This is a genomic window from Aneurinibacillus terranovensis DSM 18919, from assembly GCF_000430625.1.
In the GTDB taxonomy this organism is placed as follows: domain Bacteria; phylum Bacillota; class Bacilli; order Aneurinibacillales; family Aneurinibacillaceae; genus Aneurinibacillus_B; species Aneurinibacillus_B terranovensis.
This window is the reverse complement of sequence record NZ_AUMJ01000018.1, coordinates 1-18,733: the sequence shown is the minus strand read 5'-3', so window position 1 is coordinate 18,733 and position 18,733 is coordinate 1. Positions and strand designations below refer to the sequence as shown.

The 18,733-nt window shown below is 42.6% G+C and carries 19 protein-coding genes and 3 pseudogenes; 15 read left to right on the top strand and 7 right to left on the bottom strand.

All coding sequences use genetic code 11. The features are described from left to right. Positions 1-183: 183 nt before the first annotated feature. From H525_RS22805 to H525_RS0104345, 3 genes and pseudogenes are all read left to right on the top strand, one after another. Positions 184-1,022: pseudogene (locus tag H525_RS22805) on the top strand (IS91 family transposase); the annotation flags it as partial. Further along, positions 919-1,194 carry a hypothetical protein gene (locus H525_RS22800; protein WP_211236969.1) on the top strand — a complete coding sequence of 92 codons (276 nt, stop codon included), beginning with the start codon at positions 919-921 and terminating at the stop codon, positions 1,192-1,194. The pseudogene H525_RS22805 and the gene H525_RS22800, both read left to right, overlap by 104 nt. Positions 1,195-1,393: 199 nt before the next feature. Further along, entirely contained in the window at positions 1,394-1,978 is a 585-nt protein-coding gene (locus H525_RS0104345) for a cupredoxin domain-containing protein (protein WP_027415184.1), read from the top strand. A gap of 85 nt (positions 1,979-2,063) precedes the next feature. Here H525_RS0104345 and pstA read toward each other — a convergent pair whose 3' ends face one another. The 4 genes from pstA to H525_RS0104325 form a co-directional block, all read right to left on the bottom strand. After that, entirely contained in the window at positions 2,064-2,948 is an 885-nt protein-coding gene (gene pstA, locus H525_RS0104340) for a phosphate ABC transporter permease PstA (protein ID WP_027415183.1), read from the bottom strand. A gap of 5 nt (positions 2,949-2,953) precedes the next feature. Beyond that, positions 2,954-3,931, bottom strand: a complete 978-nt coding sequence (gene pstC, locus H525_RS0104335) for a phosphate ABC transporter permease subunit PstC (protein ID WP_245590399.1) — start codon at positions 3,929-3,931, stop codon at positions 2,954-2,956. Positions 3,932-4,003: 72 nt separating this feature from the next. Further along, a complete protein-coding gene (locus H525_RS0104330; protein WP_027415181.1) occupies positions 4,004-4,864 on the bottom strand; it encodes a phosphate ABC transporter substrate-binding protein in 861 nt (286 codons plus the stop codon). Between the two features lie 25 nt (positions 4,865-4,889). Beyond that, the gene (locus H525_RS0104325; RefSeq protein ID WP_027415180.1) at positions 4,890-6,089 is read right to left on the bottom strand and encodes a TolB-like translocation protein; all 1,200 of its coding nucleotides are present in this window, start codon (positions 6,087-6,089) and stop codon (positions 4,890-4,892) included. 251 nt (positions 6,090-6,340) lie between these two features. Here H525_RS0104325 and pstB point away from each other — a divergent pair, with 251 nt between their 5' ends. From pstB to H525_RS29310, 3 genes and pseudogenes are all read left to right on the top strand, one after another. After that, on the top strand, positions 6,341-7,102 hold the full coding sequence (gene pstB, locus H525_RS0104320) for a phosphate ABC transporter ATP-binding protein PstB (protein WP_051330801.1): 762 nt from the start codon (positions 6,341-6,343) through the stop codon (positions 7,100-7,102). Positions 7,103-7,285: 183 nt separating this feature from the next. After that, positions 7,286-8,620, top strand: coding sequence for an AAA family ATPase (locus H525_RS22795; protein WP_051330800.1), 1,335 nt, complete (start codon positions 7,286-7,288; stop codon positions 8,618-8,620). After that, positions 8,613-9,101: pseudogene (locus H525_RS29310) on the top strand (retron system putative HNH endonuclease); the annotation flags it as partial. The gene H525_RS22795 and the pseudogene H525_RS29310, both read left to right, overlap by 8 nt. Before the next feature lie 143 nt (positions 9,102-9,244). Here H525_RS29310 and H525_RS28415 read toward each other — a convergent pair. Beyond that, positions 9,245-9,523 (bottom strand): hypothetical protein, encoded by a 279-nt coding sequence (locus H525_RS28415; protein ID WP_027415178.1) that lies wholly within the window; start codon positions 9,521-9,523, stop codon positions 9,245-9,247. A gap of 246 nt (positions 9,524-9,769) precedes the next feature. On the opposite strand from H525_RS28415, the gene H525_RS0104305 reads away from it, so the two are divergent. Together H525_RS0104305 and H525_RS0104300 are read left to right on the top strand one after the other, a co-directional pair. After that, complete coding sequence (locus tag H525_RS0104305; RefSeq protein WP_027415177.1) at positions 9,770-10,408, top strand: hypothetical protein; 639 nt, start codon at positions 9,770-9,772, stop codon at positions 10,406-10,408. Between the two features lie 93 nt (positions 10,409-10,501). Next, the gene (locus tag H525_RS0104300; RefSeq protein ID WP_027415176.1) at positions 10,502-11,152 is read left to right on the top strand and encodes a hypothetical protein; all 651 of its coding nucleotides are present in this window, start codon (positions 10,502-10,504) and stop codon (positions 11,150-11,152) included. Here the strand turns inward: H525_RS0104300 and H525_RS26975 are convergent. Then, positions 11,129-11,284 (bottom strand): hypothetical protein, encoded by a 156-nt coding sequence (locus H525_RS26975; RefSeq protein WP_155837132.1) that lies wholly within the window; start codon positions 11,282-11,284, stop codon positions 11,129-11,131. The two genes, H525_RS0104300 and H525_RS26975, sit on opposite strands and share 24 nt — an antisense overlap. A 113-nt stretch (positions 11,285-11,397) precedes the next feature. Here H525_RS26975 and H525_RS0104295 point away from each other — a divergent pair, with 113 nt between their 5' ends. From H525_RS0104295 to H525_RS0104275, 4 genes are all read left to right on the top strand, one after another. Then, entirely contained in the window at positions 11,398-14,061 is a 2,664-nt protein-coding gene (locus H525_RS0104295; protein ID WP_027415175.1) for an S-layer homology domain-containing protein, read from the top strand. 136 nt (positions 14,062-14,197) lie between these two features. After that, positions 14,198-14,485 carry a hypothetical protein gene (locus tag H525_RS22790; RefSeq protein WP_035099953.1) on the top strand — a complete coding sequence of 96 codons (288 nt, stop codon included), beginning with the start codon at positions 14,198-14,200 and terminating at the stop codon, positions 14,483-14,485. 220 nt (positions 14,486-14,705) lie between these two features. Beyond that, the gene (locus tag H525_RS0104280; RefSeq protein WP_425387650.1) at positions 14,706-15,485 is read left to right on the top strand and encodes a WecB/TagA/CpsF family glycosyltransferase; all 780 of its coding nucleotides are present in this window, start codon (positions 14,706-14,708) and stop codon (positions 15,483-15,485) included. A 30-nt stretch (positions 15,486-15,515) separates the two neighbouring features. Then, a complete protein-coding gene (locus tag H525_RS0104275; protein WP_027415173.1) occupies positions 15,516-16,589 on the top strand; it encodes a glycosyltransferase family 4 protein in 1,074 nt (357 codons plus the stop codon). An 83-nt stretch (positions 16,590-16,672) separates the two neighbouring features. Here the strand turns inward: H525_RS0104275 and H525_RS0104270 are convergent, their stop codons facing one another. Next, positions 16,673-17,476, bottom strand: coding sequence for a copper amine oxidase N-terminal domain-containing protein (locus tag H525_RS0104270; protein WP_027415172.1), 804 nt, complete (start codon positions 17,474-17,476; stop codon positions 16,673-16,675). A 137-nt stretch (positions 17,477-17,613) separates the two neighbouring features. Here H525_RS0104270 and H525_RS0104265 point away from each other — a divergent pair, with 137 nt between their 5' ends. From H525_RS0104265 to H525_RS0104255, 3 genes and pseudogenes are all read left to right on the top strand, one after another. Beyond that, the gene (locus H525_RS0104265; RefSeq protein WP_155837131.1) at positions 17,614-17,955 is read left to right on the top strand and encodes a hypothetical protein; all 342 of its coding nucleotides are present in this window, start codon (positions 17,614-17,616) and stop codon (positions 17,953-17,955) included. Positions 17,956-18,070: 115 nt separating this feature from the next. Then, positions 18,071-18,355, top strand: a complete 285-nt coding sequence (locus H525_RS0104260) for a transposase (RefSeq protein ID WP_027415170.1) — start codon at positions 18,071-18,073, stop codon at positions 18,353-18,355. Between the two features lie 163 nt (positions 18,356-18,518). After that, positions 18,519-18,733, top strand: a pseudogene (locus tag H525_RS0104255) (IS21 family transposase); the annotation flags it as partial.

Here is an 18,733-nt window from a genome sequence, read left to right as displayed (position 1 = left end):
TTTAAGTTCGTTAAAGCGTTAAAGTAGATAATAACACCGTAAGGTGATAGTAAGGTGTAAAATTAAAAATATGGAGACGAATATTTTAAAGCAGATATTTTTTGATGAAAATCATCATTGGGAACGATTTGTTGAAAAATATGGGAATCGGGTACGTTCGCATGTCAAAAAAGAAATAGAGAAGTCTCGTTTAATCCGCATGTTCATATGTTAGTGACAATGGGTGGAATGAAGAAAAATGGGGAGTGGAAATCCTGTGATTTTATTCCTTTTCCTATGCTCCGAAAACAATGGCAGACCATTGTTTTAAAATTAATTCGTCGTATGTTAAGTTCAGAGGAAAAGAAACAGATTCAGTCCTTATTGCAAAAAGCGTATTCAGAAAATGCAGAGGGTTTCTATGTGTATGCACCCAAGCAAAAAGGAAATATAAAAGAGCAGCTAAAGTATATTGGTCGTTATATTCGTCGACCTGCGATTGCTTTGCATCGTATCGAGGAATATGATGGTCAGTTTGTTACGTTCCGTTACCATGACAAAACGGATAATAAAGAGAAACGTGAAACGATTTCGGTTGAAGAATTTATTGCACGTTTAATTCGACATATTCCAGATAAGCAGTTTAAGGTGATTCGTCATTACGGTATCTATAACCGAAGAATAAAAGCAAAGAGTAAAAAATTGATTTCTGCCTGGCAAAAAGAAGTAAGAAAATGGATTGTAGCCATCAAAAAGACTCTTCGAAGAAGAAATTGGAGAGAAAAAGTGAAAGACAGTACGGGAACAGATCCGATGATATGTCCACGTTGTGAATGTTATTATGAGTACAAGGGTGAGGTATGTATTGAAAACGGAGAACTGAAAATTAAATATGCGTCGATGATATGGCAAGAAGATATTTAGAGAAGGAGATTTGTTATGGCAAAATCACTGAAAAAGAAGCACAAAAAGAAAGGCGGAATAACGGTGTCACGGTTCTTGAGAGAGAAGAACAAGGTCAATTATGTCTGTTTGGTGTGTGATGAAATAGAACAAATTCCGTATGATGTTGTGCGTTCATTCGATGCGATGGATCATGGGGACCTAACGGTCCCACCTCAGTTTAGTTGCGAAAAGTGTGGGGGAGAGATGTACCCAGAGTACTATGAAGGGATCCATGGATATATTTACAAAATTGAAGATGTGAAGAAATAAAAAGGACCGGGCTATGCCCGGTATTTCTCATTTTCCAACGAATATGTGGGGTAAGAAATGATGTGTACAGAAAAGCGCCGCCAGTTGTGATGACATTTTCCCGGCTTCCAATAACTTCTAATGCTTATCTAATCAGTATTTAATAAACTAATATTACATTTATGTATTGTGTTCGAACAACTTTCAGGAGGATCAGTTTATGAAAAAAATAGCAGTCTATTCAGTATTGTCCGGTGTACTTGCTGCAGGTATGTTAACCGCTTGTTCATCGAATCAAACTTCTACACAGAATTCGTCTACACAGAACTCATCTGCACAGACACAGAATTCGTCTGCACAGAATTCAACGCCAACAACCCAAACGCCAACGGCTGCAAAGAATGCATCGTCAGCATCTCCAGCAGCTGCACAGAAGTCATCGTCAACAGCGGCAACCGCGTCTTCAGCCGTAGCTCCAACAGCTTCAGCTTCCGTAACCTCTTCCAATCCAAATGTGACAGTTACAAAGGGTCTTCCCGTGATTGCTGTTGAAATTAAAGATAATAAGATAGTTGATGATAAAGGAATATTAAAAGCAGGTTCGGCTGTCCATTTTCTTTTAGTGAACAGGGATAAAGAGGCTTATACGCTTACGAATAAAGAATTAAACCTGAATAAAGTAATGGAGCCGGGACAAACAGAAAACTTTGCTTGGACCTCTCCGAAAAAGCCGGGCAAATATGTGATTGATATCAACAAGAACGGCCAAAAAGATAAAGTCGATTTTACCCTTACACTTAAATAGCTTCTATATCCTTGGCAAAATTTAATACGCGAAAAGAAACAAGGGAAGTGCAGCCTTCACTTCCCTTGTTTTTATGACTTTATCTTTATTGCTTCCAGGTAAATCGTCTGTTTATCCACACCGGGATGCGCAGCAAAAAGTTAAGCAGTAACACGACAAACACGAGTACGGCAGCCGATCTATCGGCAATCTCCCGCGCGTCGCTCACAATGGCTTCGGATTGGACATACCAGAGATGAACAGCGAGTGTCGCACCGGGCGAGAATAAATTAAAATCCCACAGCGATCCTGAGGTAGAAGTGCCACCCGCCAGCAGGATAACCGCGGATTCGCCGTATGCGCGGCTGGCCACCAGGCTTACACCGGTCATAATTCCGTTAAAGGCGGCCGGAAAAACCACCTTGCGAATGCATTGAAATTTTGTCGTACCCAGCGCGTAGGCTGCTTCCCGCATTTCAAGCGGCACAGCGCGAATCGACTCTTCAGTAACCCTTGTCAACACCGGTAAATTTAATAGAGCAAGGCTAATCGAGCCTCCCAGAATGGTGAGCCCGACTTGAAAATAGTTGACAAATAAAGCCATCCCGAATAAGCCAAAAACAATGGAAGGAACGGACGCAAGGCTTTCCACGCAGATGCGAATCGTTGCCGTAAATTTATTGTCAGGGGCGTATTCTCCAAGATATATGCCGGCGCCGATGCCCACAGGCACAGAAAATAGCAGCGAGAGGAAAAGCACATAAAAGGAATTAAATAACACAGGACCGATCCCCCCGCCAGCGTCAACATCTGCTGCAGGGGATGTAAGAAAGTGAAGCGTGATGCCCGGCAGCCCTTTATGAAGTATGGTGTAAAGCAACCACACAATAAAAAGAATAACCGCAGCCCCCATAGCCCAAAAAAAGAACGTTGCTATTTTATCCAATGTTTTGCTAAAAGACCACTTATTTTTTATAGTAACCTGTCTCATAGGATCTATGCTCCTTTAGGACGAATCACGCGGATGATCACAATCAGCAGCAGGGATATAAACAGCAGCAGGAAAGCCATCATATAGAGCGCATAATTCCAGGTTGAATCGTATTGAACGTTTAGTATCTGCATCACAATATTGCTGGTTAGTACGGAAGTCGGCGTGAACAGGCTTTTTGCCAGTTGCGGTGTGTTTCCGATAACCATAACGACAGCCATCGTCTCCCCAATCGCTCTTGCCATTCCCAAAATAATCGCAGTCATTATTCCCTGCTTCGCGGCCGGAAGAATGACCCGCCAAATTCTTTGTAAGCGGGTAGCGCCTAACGCTATAGCCGCTTCCCGGTATTGATTCGGTACAAAGGTAATGGAATCATCTGCAATCCGGGTGATGGTGGGCAGTACCATGATAGCCAGGACAAGTCCGGCAGCAAACAGCCCGTCTCCCATCTCCTGGCCGGTCCATTCCCGAATGTATGGAATAAGGACGGTTAACCCCAGATATCCATAAACAACGGAAGGAATACCTACGAGCAGGTCGAGAACAGGACGGAGGATGCCTTTCACCCAGTGCGGTGCGATTTCAGCTATAAAAATAGCGATACCAATGGACAGCGGAGTGGCAATAACAAGCGTTAAAGCGGTTAGCGATAAAGTATTGATAATAATGCCCGCTGCTCCGAATTGGTTTTCCTCCGGCGACCAGTTGATGGAGAAGAAGTAGGTTTTAAATGTAACGTTTAAAAAGGTAAGGAAACCTGTTTTACCCACGAAATAAATAATGGAAAATAAGGCAACACAGACGATAATACCACTTAACAGGCAAAAATATTGAAACATGCGGTTTGTCAGCCGCAGGCGAAAGGACCGTCCAAATCTTGACGGGTGGTTGGTTAATTCTTTATTCACCGATGAAGGTATGCTTGATTTAGATGAAGTTACGGCTGATTCATTCGTAAGATTCATTTGAGCCTCGTTCATATTGCTCCTCCTTGTAAAGCAATCCAGCCCCTATAGTTAGTAGGGGCTGGATATGGTCCTCTTTTTTCGAAATTAATGGACGCTAGTTACCGGAATGAATTTCATTGCACGTAAGGAACCTTGCTGGAATTTGCTGCTCGTTACATAATCGATGAATGCTTTCGTTGCGCCTGTAGGTTGTCCTTTTGTCAGATAGTATCCATATTCCCAAACAGGATATTTACCGTTGATAACGTTTTGTGTGGTTGGGGCAACACCGTTATATTTTACAGCTTTCAAATCACCTGTTACATAAACGAGGTCAATATATCCGATAGCGTTAGGTGTTGTGCTCACTGCCGTTTTCATATCGCCGCTGGATTTTACTTCTTTGTATTGTGGTGCACCTTTCATGGTGGCGCCTTTGAGCGCTTTAATCTGGTAGTTAACGCGTGTTCCGGAACCGAAGGCGCGATTGATAACGACAATCGGAGCGTTTTGTCCGCCAACCTGCTTCCAGTTTGTAATCTTTCCGCTGAAGATGCCTTGCAGCTGGCTGGTTGTCAGATTGTCCACGTTTACGCTTTTATTGACAATTGTCGCGAAAGGAGTGACAGATACTTTATGGGCAACTAATCCAGGGAAAGCTTTAAAGCCAGGTACAGCTTTTGTCGCATTCCAGTCACACGCGCCAATGGTTGCTGCCCCGCTCAACACCGATTGCGGGCCGCTGATAGAGCTAGACGCAGAAGCGGTAATCACCACTCCGGGATTCGTACGTTTGAATTCATTGATAGCTTGCCTGCTTAATGGAAGAAGTGCGGATGAACCGGCAATCGTAACTTTACCGGTAACAGCTGCGTCTGCAGTTGACGGCTGGGCGATGCCAAGCGCAGAACTCATCAAAAGGGCGGAAGCCATAATAATCGTTGAAACTTTTTTAAACAAATTCATTGTTGATTCCCTCTTTTCGTTGATCTTATTTTGTGATATCAATCAATTTGCTTCCTGATACAACGGAAATTTTTGAACCTGTTTCCGTTGAGGACACAACGGCAATATTCTTGCCATCCGGTGAAATGGATAGTTGTTCCGCATTGGCGCTTAGATCGGCGAGTTTTTTCTTTGTTCCATTTTCAACAGTATAAACCGCTTTTCCCGTACCGGTGTTTACGAGCAGGATAAGTTTCCCGTCGTTTGTCACCAGCGGTTGAATAATATCCATATCGGCGATTATATCTTTGCTTGTTTTCCCGTCTTGGCTTATTAATTTTACGGCAGTGTTGTTGCTCTCTTTTGTGGAGTCAACGCTTAAATAGAGGATAGAACCGTCAGGCAAGAAATTAGCATGTACTTTATTTTCTTTGTCTTTCGTTACTTGTACAGCTTTGGCACCTTTTTGTGTAAGATCGAAAGAAAATAATTGCGATTCAGTGCCAGTTGTGTCAACTTTAACCTGCTGCTCAAGCATCTTCGGATCATCTTCCGCCGGAGCTGCCGCGTCTACTTTCCCGCTCTTATCTACGGTATACAGCAGCGTTTTTCCATCTGCGGAGAGATGCAAGTCCGTCTTAAAGTCCATCTGGTCGTCCACTACTTTTGTAACCTTGCCATCAGTTAGGGAAGCGGAAGCAATCACTACACCTTTATCCGCTTCAATGTAATAGAGATTATCACCGGACAAAGACCATACAAGGCTTGCTTTCGGTTTGTCGTCGGAATTGATTTGTTTGACCTGTTTCGTAGTTAAATTAACAACAAATAGTGCTCCAGATTCATCAATAAAAGCGGCTTGTTTCCCGTCCGGGGAAACAACCAATTCGCTGGCATTAGATATGCCGGACAATACAGGTTCAAATTTCTTCGTTGTAACATTCAGTAAATAGTCCGTTTGAGCCTCGTCCGTTTTGTGTGAAACAATCATCTCATTAGCATTAAGCCAGCGCGGGTTTTCATTCATTCCGCCAAGTAGAACAGGCTCCGGTTTGACAACCGGTTTAACCGGTGGCTTGATCGGTGTTTTAACTACGAGCTTGGCAGATTGCTTTACAACGGGCTTGGCAGTTTTTTTAACTACCGGAGACTTAGCCGGAGATGCATAAGCATACGTAAATGGCAGGACAGTTGCCGAAGCTGCAATAGAAGTGGCAATTACCGTGCCCAACAGATTATGTTTCATTGCTTCCTCCTTATGTATCATATTAAACAGGTCAACAATTACTATAATTCTGAAACATTAAGCCTATTTGATTATTTTATGTGATAATTATTTATTTTTTGTAAAGAGATGACATAATATAAATCCATAAGGACTAGGTAAATATTCACGATTAATTTACAGTAAATTTACAAGATTGCCTTTATAATAGTTTTTATGATTTATTTAAATACCGCTATTAAATCAATACAAAACGGAGGGGGACGGATTACATGCTGCAGGAACATGTTTTTGAAGTGGAGAATTTAAATCTATACTATGGATCTAACCATGCTTTAAAAAATATAAATATAAATATAAAGCGAAATGAAATCACCGCGATTATCGGGCCTTCAGGCTGCGGAAAATCCACCTTTTTAAAAACGCTGAATCGGATGGTTGATTTAATTCCCGATGTAGAGGTACAAGGAAAAATTAATTATAATCAGGTAAACATTTATGATAAAGATGTTAATCTTGAGGAACTGCGAACGGTTGTAGGCATGGTGTTTCAAAAACCGTCGCCATTTCCCAAATCAATCTATGAAAATATTGTGTTTGGCCCCCGGACACACGGGATTAATAAAAAGTCAAAATTGGATGAGATTGTTGAAACAAGCCTGAAGGATGTGGCCCTATGGGACGAGGTAAAAGACAGGCTCCATACACCTGCTTTAGCGCTGTCAGGTGGACAACAGCAGCGCCTTTGTATCGCCCGCTGTATTGCAGTAGAACCCGACGTCATTTTAATGGATGAACCTACTTCGGCCCTGGACCCCATATCCACAACGAAAATTGAAGAACTGCTGCAGGAGCTGAAAGAGAAATATTCCATTTTTATGGTGACCCATAACATGCACCAGGCAGCCCGGGCATCGGATACGACAGCATTTATGCTGGCGGGTGAACTCATTGAATTCCAACGGACAGAGGCATTGTTTACCAAGCCTTCAGATACCAGAACGGAAGATTATATTATGGGACGTTTTGGTTGACCGGAAAGTTAAAGAAAGCAGTGTGGTTTGCAGTGTAATATAAGCTAAATACAAATAAAGCGTCTGTCATATTGAGTTTCAATGAACTCTTTATAAGCGGCAGACGCTTTATTTTTTTTTTGTCACAGATATAATAGCTTAATAAGATTGAGTGATTGTAGTTTTTTGGAAGGTGGTTGTAGAGTGATTATAAGCAAAATAAAAATAAAAAACTTTAAAATGTTTAAAGATGTCGAGTTTGAGTTTGATAAACAATTCACCTTAATAATTGGAAATAACGGTACAGGGAAAACATCCATCTTAGAAGCAGTAGGCGTTGCACTAGGAGGATATTTATCAGGTCTTGATGGAGTACAGTCTAGAAATATATATATTGACGAAATTCGCAAGGAATGGGACAGAGTTGGGGATGCAACGGTTACAAAAGAGCGACAAGTTCCTGTCACTATAGAAAGCACTGGAACAATTAATGAAAGAGAGATTGTTTGGACCCGATCTAGAGAAAAGGTTCAAAATGGACGTACTAGTAGAACAAAAGCAAAATTAATTTCACAATATGCCCAAGAATTACAAAGAAAAATTAGAAATAAAGACCAAGACGTTGTTCTGCCTATAATTTCTTATCAAAGCGCCGGAAGGTTATTTTCGCAAAAGAAAAACAAATGGTATGATCCTTTTAAAAAAGAAGATTTATCTAGATTTATTGGATATACAGATTGTTTGGAGGCAGAATCAAATATCAAATTGTTTGTAAATTGGTTACGTAGAATGACCACAATACAACTGCAAAAGAATATAATCGTAGGAGAATTAACTTCGGTAGTAAAGGCAGTAAATGAATTTATGAAAGGCTTGTCAGATAGTCAAGAGGCCAATATTTATTATGATTTTGAGGAAGAGGAAGTACTTGTTGAAATGGGAAGTAAATCTATTCCCTTAAGAATTATGAGTGCTGGTTATCGAAGTGTAATCGGTATGGTTGCTGATATAGCTTATAGAATGGCTATTCTTAATCCACAATTGAGGGATAAAGCGACTAGGGAAACTCCGGGGATCGTTCTAATTGACGAACTTGATCTACATCTTCATCCACAATGGCAGTGGCGCATAGTTAACGATTTAAAACGGACATTTCCTAACGTCCAGTTTATTGCAACTACTCATGCACCCATTGTAATTTCATCTTGTAAAGAAGGAGAAATTATAAACTTACAGCAAGATAATGGTGATCTTGATCAGCAAAACGAAAAAGCACCTTATGGATGGTTAGTAGAAGATATACTAACTAAAGTGATGAATACGTATCCAAGGGAGCCAGAAGTTATTGGGCAAATTGAACTTATAGAGAGACTCTACTTGAAAAGCAGAAAGGGCGAGTTAAGTTCAGAGGAAAAGGAACAATTGCAACGAACTACCAAGCATTTATATAAAATTCTTCCTCCTGAAGATCCTGCAGTAACTATAGCTAAAATCGAGGCTATAGGCAAAAAAGCATTAGGTGTTGACGATAATGATTAAAGTATCAAGGGGAAATATTCCAAAAAGCTTAAAAGATAACGCGGAGGAATGGAAGAGACAACTCTTAGATCAAATAGCTAACTGTGGTAGTTATAGCAAGGTCAATTCTTCCTACAAAGACAAATATAAGCAGCAAGATGTTAAAGAGCAGCTTGAAGAAATGTATGGAGAGAAATGCTGCTACTGTGAGGTAGGGATCGGTGTAGCGGATTATCCACATATCGAACATCGTAAACCAAAATCAGATCCGCGGTTTCATGAACTATCTTTTAATTGGGAAAATCTTCACTGGGCTTGTGCGCAATGTAATGTTGCAAAAGGAACCCAATGGGATGATACATATCCCATACTTGATCCTTCGGTTGATAAACCCGAGAAGCATTTTTTCTTTGATGTTATTACATGTAGAGCTGAGCCTCTATCCGATCCTGGAAGAGGAAAAACGACGATTGAACATACCGACCTTAACCGGGAGCCATTAGTTAAAGCTAGAAAAAGAGTTAGGAAAGTTGTACTAATGTATATTGATCGTTTGAAAAAAACCTCAAGTACTGATGACGAAAAAGTATATCGGGCTCTATTGTGCGAACTGGTAAATCCAAATATTCCCAATGGTATTTTTCTTTATTGCTTTTGTTTTAGTTTGAAAATTTTCCGATCATGTTCTGTTGTTTTGAGGTCAAAATATTTCAGGTCGGATTTAGTAACCATGTTTTCTTGGATGTTTTGCACCATCTCAAGCAATTTTTCATCACCGGCGGTGGCTCCCGTATTGATACGCTCTGCAAAGCGGCGAATGTCTGCAAACTGCAAGTCCACTTTATCAAAACGCTCCACAACCTCTGCTTTTAAATCCCGGTGTCCGGTCTCCAGTTCTTCCAGGCGATTCTCCAGCTTATCCAAGCGCTTCTCCAGCCTATCCAGGCGCTGATTTACTTGCTGTATACCGGCCGCGATTTGCTTTAAAAGTTCATCGCTTATGATTTATCCCCTCCTCCAACAACATATCGCTTTCCTTTTATTATAAAATATATCGCGTTATCACAATAACATTTTTAAAAAAATCCCCGCCGTCATTGTCCCGACACATCACAGGAGTAAAATTCCATCTAGATTTTACTATTAACTCAGTGTTGGGTGTGAAAACGTATGTCGATGGAACAAAGCGGCCTTTTCAACATGAAGCAAGCCATAGTAAACCCCTCAATTGAAATCAGTATGAAAGAAGAAGAACTTGTAACATTGAATGTAAATTTAAACGGAGTGATTGTTCAAGACGATAACATGGCCAGAGCAAGGATTGGAAATTCAACCATTTATCTCATTAATAATCAATGGAGTTCGGAGGAGGTTCTTTCCTATATTCATCGTTGTGCCAATTCAGTATCAGGTGAAAAGAAGAGAGCGTTAAACGACCTCAGAATAGCCCTTATGTATTTGAACGATTGTAAAATCAATTTCAAAGGGTCCATCGCTTTCATGTATCATTTTGGAATTAAGCAAGCATTTAGAGGCAGTCGATTAACCAAGCCGTTTTTATGGTTAATGGGAAAAGCCCTTAAGGAAACGATTAAAGTAGACGGTATTCTATTACAGGCTTATCCGGTGGGGTTGTATGCAGTGAATGAAATACCTTCACTACAGAGACGGTTGGAGAACATCTATCAAAAATCCGGCTTTGCGTTACTAAAAGCGAAAAAAATGGTCGTTAAAAGCTCGGAAGGGTATGTGATAAACCATATGTTTTGCGATGTGCGGAACAAGTCATTTGAACAATTCTCCGTGTAGTGTTGTTTGGCTCTTGACATTGTGCCGACACAAATCAGGCGTAAAATCAGCGTTACGATTTAACTATTCCTATGTAAAGGAGCCGTGTCGATCGTGACGACTAAAGCTGAAACCGTTTCAAGCGACGTAAGGTTAGCCCCCTTTATCAACATACATACTCAAACGAATGAGATGATTATGGTAAACGCCGAATTCAAGGGAGATGTAAGTGCCAACGGGCAGTATCTATCGACCCATGATGTAGGTAAGGCCGAGGTGCAAATCTTTAACGAAGATTGGATTTCCGGTTCTATCGTTGACTATATGGATTACTCGATTAATAAATTACCTGTACAATCTTTGGATATGCGGAGGATATTATCGAATCTGAGGAATACGCTTACTCTTGCGCATGCAGCTAAAACAAAGGTAAAAGGAACGATTGCCTATTTACACCACTTTGAAATTTTTAAACCGTACAGAGGAATCGGATATGCAAAAGCGTACCTGTGGCTGCTTCTTAAAAAACTCAAAGAGGAAATGGAAGTGGACGGGGTTTTATTGCAGGCGTATCCTGTAGGCATCAACACGGAGGATAAATCCGCGCTGCAAAAAGAGCAGCGGCGTTTAGAAAGGATGTACATCCATTCCGGATTCTCTATTTTAAAAGCCAAGGGAATAGAGATTACAAGTAATGAGGATCTGCGAATAACTCCTATGTTCTGCGATCTCACGACCAGGTCATACGATCAATGGGTCACCTGAGAAAAACTCGCGGGAGTGTGCCGAACGTTGCTTTTTCGATGTGGAGCGTGTGGCCGTTTCGCTTCCCTGCAGAAAAAGGACGAGCGGCAACGCCCGTGAGTTTTTATCATGGTAAGAAGGTTTAACTGTCAAACAATGTTTCATCCGACTGGTTAATAGTAGTACCGCTGGATAACTATTCTATGATATTATCAAATTATAACACTGGATTTTCTAAATACATAGAATAAAGAGGAGAAAAAAGAATGCAACGATTTAAACGTTCCTGTGTACCTTTAACGTTGGCTGGTTTTCTCGCACTGACAGGAGTGGCAACACCCCTCGTTGTAAAAGCTGATACGACAACAACAACCAGCGTCAATTTCTCGGATGTAGCGCAGACACATTGGGCGTATCCGCAAATTGTAAAAATGGAATTACGCAACGTTGTCGCCGGTTATCAGGATGGAACTTTCCGTCCCGAAGATAAGGTTACGCAGCTCCAAGCCTTAGTAATGGCCATGCGCAATATGGGACTAACCGATCAGGCGGCAAACGATAAGAATACGGCGAACCTTCCCTATGTTGTTGCAGACTGGGGAAAAGGCTATGTAGCGTTAGCGATTGAAAAAGGCCTGATCAAACCAAGTGAACAAAGATTTGCCCCTGACCAACCTGCCACACGCCAATGGGTTGCCCAACTGATGGTTCGCATGATCGGAAAAGAATCGGATGTAGGAAAAACAACAGGAAATAATGCTTCGTTTACGGACAGCAATTCGATTTCGGACTGGGCGAAAGGCTATGTTCAGGTTGCGGTAAACGATGGGCTTATTTCCGGGTACCAGGCAGCCAATGGCTATTCGTTTAAGCCAACCCAGGCGGTAACGCGTGCGGAAATGGTCGCCCTCCTCAGCCGTGGTGAGAAGTACCTCGACATTGAATCAGCCACTACCCACGTCGGCTCCCTGCAAACGATGAGCGACAGCAGCATCACGATTAAAAGCAGCAAAAACGATATGCAGTATACGTATACGATAAACGACCAAACGGTTTTCTATAGCAACGGTAAATCCATATCCAAAGATACGATTCAACCGGCGAGCCAATTGCTTGTGATCGGTTCGAATGGACAGGCTTCCTATGTCGAAGTGGAGGATAGCGCTCCACAAAATAAGGTGATCAACGGTACAGTTGAAAAAGTGTATCCGGAAGTAAAGTCCATGGTACTAAAAGATGCGCAGGGCAAACTTGCCACCTACCAGCTGGATGACAATGCTGTATTTTCGTCAAGTGACGGGTCTGTGACAGGTATCGGCCAGCTCACGAGTGGAGACGGGGTACAAATTACGATCAATCCATCGGGAAACATTATTCAGGTAGCAAAAACAACGGATAGCGCAAATAAGAATCTCCAGGGCACCGTTTATGATATCGACGATGCCGCTAAATTAATTACCATTAAAACAGCCGATGGTAAAATTGCCGCCTACCAGTACAATAATGACACATATGTCGATTATAAAGGAAAAAGATTCCCAACCGTTGGCGATTTGCAGCAGGGTGACCCGGTTAAACTTCAGGTGGTACAGGGCGTGGTGACATCAATTGCGTTACAACAGGACCAGACGGCACCTTCGAACACCGGAACCGTCAAAACGATTATTCCTGATCAGCAGTTTATCGCCATTCAGGGAGACAACGATAATCAAATCCATGCCTATCAGGTAGCAGCCGATGTCAAAATTACCATTGGCAATGTTACGAATGCTGCATTAAGCGATATTATCGTCGGTGATAAAGCGCAAATTACGACAGACGGCAATACCATTACAGCGATTGTTGTAAAAGACAGGACAGTAGACGACAAAAGTGGTATGGTAAGCGGTGTTGTTTTTGCGGTCGATACGACGAACCATATTCTTTCCCTGAAAAATAACAACGGGGATTTAAAAGCGTATGAGGTAAACACGAATGCATCTTACATTATTGATGGCGTAACGAATCCTGCTTTATCGGATTTGAAAAAGGATATGAACGTATCGATTCAATTGGATCAGGATAATAAAGTCATTTATGTCAATGCAGACAACCGCGTTAAAGGCACCGTTTTACGTATTAATACAGATGACCACCTGTTGACAGTAAAACTGGATTCCGGTGAAACGAAGGTATATGTTATGGATAATAACGTAAACGTCACGATCCATAATCTGAGCGGTGAAAATGTAAATGATTTACGGATTAATGACACGGTTTCCATGCAAGTAAGCGGCGCTAAAATTACAGAAATTGATGTCCAGCGACCGTATATTTATTATGTAACGAATGTAAGTAATGCCGCCAACCAGTTGACAGGTCAGGACGACCAGGGCAATATCCGCTATTTCAACACAGATGGCAGTGTTACATTAACCGTACCGGGCGTTCTCTATCCGAGAGTATCGGATGTTAAAGTCGGTGATGTTATCGAAGCTACCTTCCTGGGCGACACGTTAAAATCCATTACCGTTGTTCCAAGTGTCCTTGGACAAATTACCGCCATCGATACGGTGAACAGTAAGTTTACGGTACAGGATGCGAACGGTGTAACAACCGAAGTTCCGTTTGTTACGGGAAGCTTGGTAAAAACGACGGATCAGCAGTATACGACACTCAGTGCCCTGCACGTTGGCGACCGGGTTCAAGTTGCCGGGGCATCTACCGGCGGAAAAACCATCAATGTGATGAAACGGATTGATGCCATCTTCACTTCGCTCGATCCGGCAGGTGACCGTGTATATACCACAACAAGCAGCTATTACCTGCCAGATAGCCTGTTCAACCGTCAACCTGCGATCACTACGTTCCTTCACGGGTTGAATAAAAACGATAAAATCTCAATTTATATGTTTAACAATCAAGTGTACGATATTGCGAAAACGAACTAAAAAACAGTCTGTTACAGCCTGTCCTCCATGAAAGAGGGCAGGCTGTTTTTTGTCTATGGATCGACAAATGTTCTGTGTCGATTTTAACCGTTTTTGCTCGTCCCATGTTATACTATTAAAAAGTGAGGTGCGGCTAATGGAAAATGATATCTTAAATCAAATTCTAAGCGAAATTAAAGCGTTGAGGTCGGATGTTACTGATTTGAAAGAAGGACAACAGAGATTAGAGCAAGGCCAAGTAATAATCAAAGAAGCTATTAATCATAATACCGCCTTGCTAACAGAGAACTTCACAAATATCCGCAAAGATTTAAGAACAGTAACGAATGATATTAAAGCGGATGTTAATCTTCTTTTTAAGGAAGTTGAAAGTGTTAAAAGACACACAAATAGATTGGAACAAAGAGTAGGAAACCAAAAATGAAACTCCAGTCCTGTGAAGGTCTGGAGTTTATTTGTATAAAAAATCAACAACAAAAAGTGTCGATTTTTTTCTTTTGGGTGGAGACAAGGTTTGTGGTATAATGCAAAAAGGAAAGAGTGGTAAATAATGACGGTGCTCTTGTTATATTATTGTGATTTTCATTTGCATGGTATACAATGAATTCGGTGTAGTGACAGAGGTTTTGTCCTGCTAATGAAAGATGAAGTGTGAAGTAGAATGGATGGATAGAAGCATGCATATGTATAAGCGGGTAGACATTCTCGGGGTTCCTTTCTTACAGAAAAAGTTACGTGATACTGTGGAACTGATTACCCGCCTGATTTTAGAGAATCAAAAGATTCAGGTCGTAACAGCTAATCCTGAAATCGTGATGATGGGGCGGCGGAACCCGTCTTATATGGAACTGTTGAAAAAGGCAGATATCATTACCCCGGATGGAATCGGGGTTGTGCTTGCTTCCCGCTGGATTGGCGAACCGATGCCTGAACGTGTAGCCGGCTACGATCTCCTGCATGCCCTGATGAAAGAAGCAAACGCGCACGGCTGGAAGTACATGCTCGTCGGTGCTTCACCGGCGTCAGCAGACGGTGCGGCTGCCAAACTGCAGGAGCTATACCCGAATGCGTGTTATGCCGGCCATTACAACGGGTATTTCACCAAGGAAGAAGAAAATAAAATTATTGAGCATATTAAAAAAGAAAAACCGCAGTTATTGTTTGTCGGGCTCGGAGCTCCGCGCCAGGAAGAATGGGTGGCCCGCCATTTACCGAAATTAGAAGTAAATGTAGCAATGGGTGTGGGCGGGAGTTTTGACGTGCTGTCCGGCACAGTTAAGCGGGCTCCGGAGATATGGCAAAAGTTAAATATTGAATGGCTGTATCGTCTGCTGTCCCAGCCGAAACGCTGGAGGCGCCAGTTGCTGCTGCCTCAGTTTGCGTTACAGGTACTATGGAATCAAGTTATAAAGCGGGAAAAATAGATTGTACCTTGATTTTTGAGGAGAGAGAACATGGAGACTTATATGTACGGGTTTATCCTTTCACTGGTCGTGACCGTTTTGGCTACGCCCCTTGTGAAACGGTTTGCTATTTATATTGGCGCTGTGGATAAGCCTAATCACCGTAAAGTTCATCAACGCCTGATGCCGCGGCTTGGCGGCCTTGCGATTTACCTCGGGTTTTCCATCGCATACCTGTTATCTTTCCGGTTTTCCCCGGAAACCATGGGAATTTTCCTTGGCGGGAGCATTATCGTACTGGTTGGCGCGCTCGATGACCGGTTTGAATTATCTCCAAAAGTAAAACTGCTCGGCCAAGTCGTGGCGGCCCTGGTTGTTGTCCATTATGGCCTTACCATTCAACTGATTAACCTTCCGTTTGAAGGAATTCTAAGCTTCGACTCGGGCTGGCTTGCTACCCTGATAACGGTTTTTTGGATTATCGGGATTACGAACGCGGTGAACCTGATTGACGGTCTTGACGGCCTTGCAGCCGGCGTATCCGGAATCGCGACAGCAGCAATGCTGGTCATGGCGCTAATCATGGGAAACACGCTCGTAGCGCTGTACTGCGTCATATTACTTGGCGGGATTATCGGATTCTTATTTTATAACTTCCACCCGGCCAAGATTTTTATGGGCGATACAGGAGCGTTGTTTCTGGGCTTCAACCTTTCAGCCCTCTCGCTTATGGGTTTTAAAGATGTAACCCTGTTTTCGTTTATCATGCCGATTCTTATTCTCGGTGTTCCGCTGTCAGATACACTTTTTGCGATGCTGCGACGCTATATAAATAAGCGGCCCATCTCGGTCGCTGACAAGGAACACTTACACCACTGTCTTCTGGCCATGGGCTTTTCCCACCGCGGCGCTGTCCTTGTGATATATGGAATCAGCACCGTATTTGCGATTGCTGCGATTGTGTTCTCGCAGTCCACCCTCTGGGGAGCGTTAGTGATGGTCGGGTTCCTGCTTATCGTGCTGGAACTGGTGGCGGAAGTCATCGGCTGGTTCGGCCAGAAGAGAAAGCCGATTATCGATACGTTTCATCGAATTAAGCGGTTGTCCAGACAGGAAGGGAAGTAGAAAATATGTAAAAAAAACCGTTGGGAAGTGGAATCGACCATAGCCCAACGGTTTATTATTTCACTATTGAAATCTGCAAAGGGTTACTCAACAGTAGGGTTGATGATGCGTGAGGACGTGCCGGAGCCTTTAATCTGCAAGGTATGTACGCCGGTAACATCGAACGTAAATTTCTTCAGTCCCTGCGAAGAACGTATGCTGCCTGTCGCCCCCATGATTTTATATTCCTTTGTATCCGGTTCTGCTGATACCTCTACGCCTTCATTGTACGTTTCTCCGTCTTTACAGCCGAGGTAAAGCGTTAATGTCTTATATTTACCGTCCAGATTCCACAGGGCGATTTTGTTTTGTCCGAGGAAAAGGGTATTTTCATAAGCCGTGTCCTGCACTTGGATGGTTTCCTTCTTGCCTTGCGATTTTACAGCCTTTAGCTCATTTAATAAATCCACCTTTTTCGTTGCGCTTAAAATACTGACCGTTTGTGTTTTGGCATCGTATTTCACCTGTGTGCCAAATGTTTCGCTGATGAAACGCAGCGGAACGTACGTCTGACCTTTTATGATTAAGGTAGGCGTATCTAACATTTTTAATTTTCCGTTAATGTAGGCTACGCTTCTACCAATCGGTAGTTCAATGGTTATGTTGTTCCTGGAGATAATCGCGATTCTTTTGTCCGAATCAAAGCTCACCTGTGCATTCATCTTCTCCAGAACACCGCGCAGCGGAACCATCGTTCTGCCATGCACCTGAATCGCATCGTTAGACACCGTTTCCCCGTCGATCTGCACAGGTGAAGCAGCCGCATAGGATGGCAGTGCCAGCGCCCCAGCTATAACGAGTGGAATCAGGCCTTTCCACTTTCCCGCCAATCCCTTTTTGTTCTTCATATGTTTCTCCCCCTCGTAATTATTTGGTAGTCGGAAATATTATACTATTTATGATTGGAAAATTTAACCCACTGCTATAAAATCCACTAGGAGTCTGACCGACGAAACAGGGATATGCCCCTTCCGTCGCGAAGGCGATGTCGCGAGAGCGAATGAAGCAAGAGATGAAACGCCTGGAATCCGAAATCCGTGAAGCCCTCGATAAGATGCAACAGAGCGATAATCAGGAAGAAGGGCAAATTTCGCTCTTTCCGGAATCGACAAACATCGAAGTACAGGATCGGCAAATGAGACGAAAGGAAATCCAGTCCCTAAAGGAACTGGAAAAACGCAAGCCCGAAGCCGAATCGAAGACGGCAGCAAAAGATCAGATCAACTTTACGGATTCCGAGTCCCGCATCATGGACACGAAGACCCAAGGCGTTATTCAAGGATATAACCCACAATCGCTGTGGACTCCGACCATGGCATCATCGTAGGGCTTCAAATGAGCAACAGTAGCAGTGACCAACAACAATTTCAGGGTGATGTTAGACTGAACAGTAGACACAGATTATACTAAATCTAATAGCCTAAGCGGAGGAGTCTGTGTCGATGAAAAAGGTTGAGCATGATGAGGCGTACAAGAAGCAAACAGTCCAGTACATTAAGGAGAGTGGTAAAGCCGTAGCGGAGGTTGCCCGTGAGCTTAATATCAATGTAAATACACTACACGGCTGGGTAAAGAGATATAAGCAAGAGCCGGAAATCGTTGCAGCACAAGGGTTAAAGTCGGAAGACCAACGGCTAAAGGAAATGCAAAAACAGATTCGTGATTTGCAGGAGGAGAACGACATTTTAAAAAAGGCGATGCACTTCTTCGCGAAAGACCGTCGGTAAGATATCAGTTCATCCATGAACACCGCTCCGATTACCGACTGGAGAAGTGTAACCGATAAACTAGAATTAACAGATTTCGCTAAATAAGAATGAGCAAAATTTCCCATACCCTTCCTATTAATCTATGATAGAACTGGAAATTCTATCATCAGGGGGAAGCGGTGTGAGGAACGAAGAAAGGTGGTCTATGTACTTCGCTATTCGGCAACAGAAGGAGATGGGATTAAAGAAATCCCAAGTGGCAAGGAATCTAAATATATCCCGGAATACGGTCATCAAGTTCTGGGACATGACAATCGAAGAATACAAAACGTTTATGGAGGGACTTGAGACACGAACAAAGAAGTTGGAGTCTTTTGAATCAGAGATTGTTGGGTG